The following is a 4261-nucleotide window of genomic DNA, read 5'->3' as shown; positions in this document are numbered from 1 at the left end:
GGCTTGACCACCACGGTGTTGCCGCAGGCCAGCGCCGGGCCGACCTTCCAGGTCATCAGCAGCAGCGGCAGGTTCCACGGGCTGATCACGCCGATCACGCCCTTCGGGCGGCGCACGCCGTAGTTGAGCGCGCCGGTGCCATCCGGGTAGCCATCTCGAAGGCCTCGGTCGGCACGTTCTTGACCAGGTCGGCGAACACCGAGAAGTTGGCCGCGCCGCGCGGGATGTCGATGTGCGAGGCGAGGGATTTCGGCTTGCCGGTGTCCAGGCACTCGGCCTCGAGGAACTCGTCGAAGCGCGCGGTGATGCCGTCGGCGACGCGGTGGAGGATCTCGGTGCGCTCGGCGACGGTCATCTTGCCCCACGGGCCCTTGAGCGCGGCGCGGGCGGCCTTGACCGCGGCGTCGACCTCGGCTTCGCCGGCCTCGTGGATCTTGGCGATCACCTGGCCGTTGGCCGGGTTGACGTTGTCGAACAGCTTGCCGCTGGCCGAGCCGACGTATTCGCCGTTGATGAAGTGTTTGATCTCTTTCATGGGCACGCTCTTGTCGAAGGCAATCAGGTCAACACGGTGAGGAAGCGCTCGTTGAGCTGGCGGTCGTGGTAGAAGATCGCCTTGCCCAGGTCGGCGGCGTTCCAGGTCACCGGCGGATGGTCCGGGTAGTGGTAGTCGCCGCCGCAGAACACCTCGTTGCGGTTGCCGGAGGGGTCGAAGAAGTAGATGGTCTTGCCGTGGGTCAGGCCGTGGCGGGTCGGGCCGATGTCGATCGAGGTGTCGGTCATGCTGATCAGGTCGGCGGCGCGCAGCACGTCGTCCCAGGTCTCGAGGAAGAACGAGGCGTGGTGGAACTTGCCCTTCTCGGCGTGCTGGATGAACGCCACGTCGTGGGCCTTCATGCTGCAGGTGAGGAACTGGGCGACGCGGTTGCCTTCGGGGTCGAGCACCTGCTCGGCCAGATCGAAGCCGAGCACTTCGGTGAACAGGCGCAGGGTTTCCGCCAGCTCGTCGCCATACAGCAGGGCGTGGTCGAGGCGGGTCGCCTTGATACCCTTGAGGCCGCGCGGCCAGGCTTCCGGGTTGATCTCGGCGATGCCCCACTTGCCGGTCTGCTGCTTCTCGGCGAACAGCTCGAAGCGGTGGCCGGAGGGCGCGCTGAAGCGGATGCGCCGGCCGCAGCCCTTCAGCTCGTCGGCGGGGATGCTCTCCACGGCGCAACCGAAGGCCACGAGATCCTCGGTCAACTGGCCGAGGGCGGCTTCGTTGATCACCTTGAAACCCATGAAGTCCATACCGGCCTCGTCGGCCTCGCGCAGCACCACGGAGAATTTGTCGACCTCGGTCCAGCCTTTGAGATAGACGCGGCCGCGCTCGTCGCGGTCGACCTCGATCAGGCCGAGCAGCTCGACGTAGTGCTCCAGGGCCTGGGCCATGTCCAGCACGCGCAGCTGGATGTGACCGGGACGCATCACGCCTTTTTTCATTTCGGCACCTCTTGTATTTATCGTTGTTGTTTAAAAACTGGTTGGCTGTTTCGGGGCGCGGCCCTCAATCGTGAGGTCGCTCAGCGGATACAGCAGGCAGGCCAGCACCTCCCCGGCAGCGTGCGCAGTGGCCGGGGCATGGCAGCTGCTCATTGGCTCGCAGCGATATTCACCGTGCAACACGCGCACTTTGCACAGGCCGCAGCCGCCGCTACGTCAGCCAACCGGCAGACAACGCCGCCCTCTTCGCTCCATGACATGCAACACAGAATGATCACCTGGGCACTGAAAGCGGATACCACTGCATTGCTCGTTAATCTCGAAAATACTGTTCATCCATAACCCCGGCGTTTGTGCGCACCTCTCACAGCTCTTGAATGGCGCGCAACTGAACTCGTTACAAGAAATGGACGAAGCACTTGCTCAGGCGGCGCTGAAGATGCGGTGCGGGTCGATGACGGCCGGCGTCACACGTCCTGCCAGGGCTCCGGCGTACGGTCGGCGACCTGCAGATAGGCCTCGCCCAGCCCCAAGCCGGCGATGGCGCGCACCGCGTTGGGGCCGAAGGACACGCCGGCACCCACCTCGCCGAACGCCGGCGCGGACTCGAACAGCTGTACCTGGAGATGGGAATGGCGGCACAGATCCAGTGCCAGGCCGACGCCGGGAATGCCGCTGCCGACGATACCGATGCGCAAGGCAGGTTTGTTGTTCATGCTGGTACCCGTGATGGTTTTGTTGTTTGGGTATGGCCGATCATGGCGAAGCCAGCACTATTGATAAATACACCAAACACCATACAGACTATTAGAATTGTGAATATTCCTGCCAGTCCGGCGGAGCTTCGGCGATGACCCAAGCGAGGTTCCATGGAACTGCGTGACCTGGAGTTGAAGCTGCTGGTGGTGTTCAACCAGTTGCTGGTGGATCGACGCGTCGAATTCACCGTAGCACTTGGGCGCCTCGTCGAGGCCAATTCACCTGCACGCCGACGATGTCGGCGATGTTCAGGCAATCCCACATGATCGCCTGCATCAGTTGGCGGTTGTACTTCATCACCGGGGGCTGGCCGGTGTGACGGAGTTGTACTTTTCGACCATCTGGCGAGCCTCTTTGAGCAACCCTATGCCGTTGGCGTATCCCTGCTTCCCGGCCTCACTTACCCAGTCTCCGTCTAGACTGCGAGCGAGTTCCATCCACCGATTCTGCTCTTGGGTATCCAGGACCATGACATCGTTATTTTTCTCATATGCAAGTCGATGCCCCGCATCCGTTCCATAAGTATCCCATAGGCGTCCTGCATACCCCGAAAGCGTGCGTCCGCTGTTGGCGTCGATGATCTGCTGGAGGTCGGCAGGAAGGCTATCATAGCGAGCCTTACTCATAGCCAGCACCAACGCCGAATACATCAACTTTGGCATTTCTGGAGCTGTTTCCGTGTGAAACTTAACCCGCTCCTGCAGCTTGACTGAGGTAGCAACATCCCAAGGCACTACGGCTCCGTCGACTAAACCGCGAGCCAGCGCAGCAGGGAGTTGATTGATTGGTATGATTTGCGGCTGCCCACCAAATAGACTAATCATTCTACTCTGGACCGCGTTGGATGTCCGAATTCGGAGTGCAGCGAAGTCAGCAGTGGTCCGGATCGGATGTTTGCGGGTATGCAGCACCGCGCTGTCGGTAATATGGGTTGCTAATAGTTTTATACCTTGGTATTCCCGCTGGCCGTTCTTCTCCAAGAAGTCCCATAGAGCTTGACTGCTCGCCTCGGCTGAGTGGTTCATGAACGGCAGTTCAAATACACCCGTCAGTGGATAGGCTCCACTGCTGTACCCTGGTAAGGCCCAGACAACGTCGGCGGTTCCGCTTCGTGTTTGGTCGATCAGCTGAGTAGGTTTGCCGCCGAGCTGCATCTCTGGGAAAAAGTGAAACCGTATGCGACCGCCGGACTCTCGTGTGATCTTATCAGCCCATGGCTGGAGAAATTCGCGCTGAGTAAACGAGTCGTGCGGCATGAAGTGGTGGACCTTGAGAATAATGGAGTCCTTCTCTCCACTAGAGGCCGTAGCCGCGAAGCTGAAGATCAACAATATAAACACAAGAATCATGCGCAAAATTTCAGAACCCATCCACCCGGTCGACTCCCCCAACTCATGCGCATCAAGAAATTCAGACTTAGCCAACACAATCACCCCCCAATTGTTATTATTGATTTTATAAAAACACACACCACAATCAGACTCCACCTGACATGCAAATGGCTTTAAAAAGCCCGCCTAATGGCGGGCAAGCCCCGTAAAGAGTGGTAGGTCTCTGGAGTGGATTTAAATCAGAACAGCGCCAGGTTATAGCTGATGATCAGGCGATTCTCGTCGATGCTGGGGCGGTAGTTGGAGCGCGCGACCGCGTTACGCACGCGCACGCTGACGTTCTTCAGCGGGCCGCTCTGCACGGTGTAGCCCAGATCCAGATCGCGCTCCCAGTCCTCGCCCTCGTAGCCAAGGCCGGTATCGACGTTGTCGCCCTTCACGTAGCGCACGGTACTGACCAGACCCGGGATGCCGAGGGCGGCGAAGTCGTAGTCGTAACGCGCCTGCCAGGAGCGTTCATCGGTGGAGGCGAAGTCGAAGGTCGGCAGCTCGTTGGCCAGCGGCGTCACGTTGCCGAAGATGCGCACCATGCCGTGGTCGCCGGACAAGGTCTGGTAGCCGACCTGGAAGGTGTGCCCACCGCGCTTGGCCGACAGCATGCCGTAGAAGGTCTGGTTGTCGATGGCGCC

General features: G+C 60.3%; 3 protein-coding genes and 4 pseudogenes. All 7 read right to left on the bottom strand.

Features of this window, described 5'->3' with window-relative positions; translation table 11 throughout:
• Positions 1–535: pseudogene (locus BM297_RS21195) on the bottom strand (aldehyde dehydrogenase family protein); the annotation flags it as partial.
• A 23-nt stretch (positions 536–558) separates the two neighbouring features.
• Positions 559–1482: a catechol 2,3-dioxygenase gene (locus tag BM297_RS21190; protein ID WP_092435800.1), complete on the bottom strand. Its 924-nt coding sequence runs from the start codon at positions 1480–1482 to the stop codon at positions 559–561.
• A gap of 30 nt (positions 1483–1512) precedes the next feature.
• Positions 1513–1686, bottom strand: a pseudogene (locus BM297_RS22240) (2Fe-2S iron-sulfur cluster binding domain-containing protein); the annotation flags it as partial.
• A 266-nt stretch (positions 1687–1952) separates the two neighbouring features.
• Positions 1953–2198, bottom strand: a pseudogene (locus BM297_RS21180) (salicylate 1-monooxygenase); the annotation flags it as partial.
• Between the two features lie 195 nt (positions 2199–2393).
• Positions 2394–2559: pseudogene (locus BM297_RS22235) on the bottom strand (formaldehyde dehydrogenase, glutathione-independent); the annotation flags it as partial.
• Positions 2538–3665, bottom strand: coding sequence for a TRAP transporter substrate-binding protein (locus BM297_RS21175; RefSeq protein ID WP_245768312.1), 1128 nt, complete (start codon positions 3663–3665; stop codon positions 2538–2540). The pseudogene BM297_RS22235 and the gene BM297_RS21175, both read right to left, overlap by 22 nt.
• A gap of 146 nt (positions 3666–3811) precedes the next feature.
• On the bottom strand, positions 3812–4261 hold a 450-nt coding region (locus BM297_RS21170; protein ID WP_139231109.1), incomplete at its 5' end, for an OprD family outer membrane porin.

This window comes from Geopseudomonas sagittaria, from assembly GCF_900115715.1.
Taxonomy (GTDB): Bacteria; Pseudomonadota; Gammaproteobacteria; order Pseudomonadales; family Pseudomonadaceae; genus Geopseudomonas; species Geopseudomonas sagittaria.
This window is presented reverse-complemented; position numbering and strand designations above follow the sequence as displayed.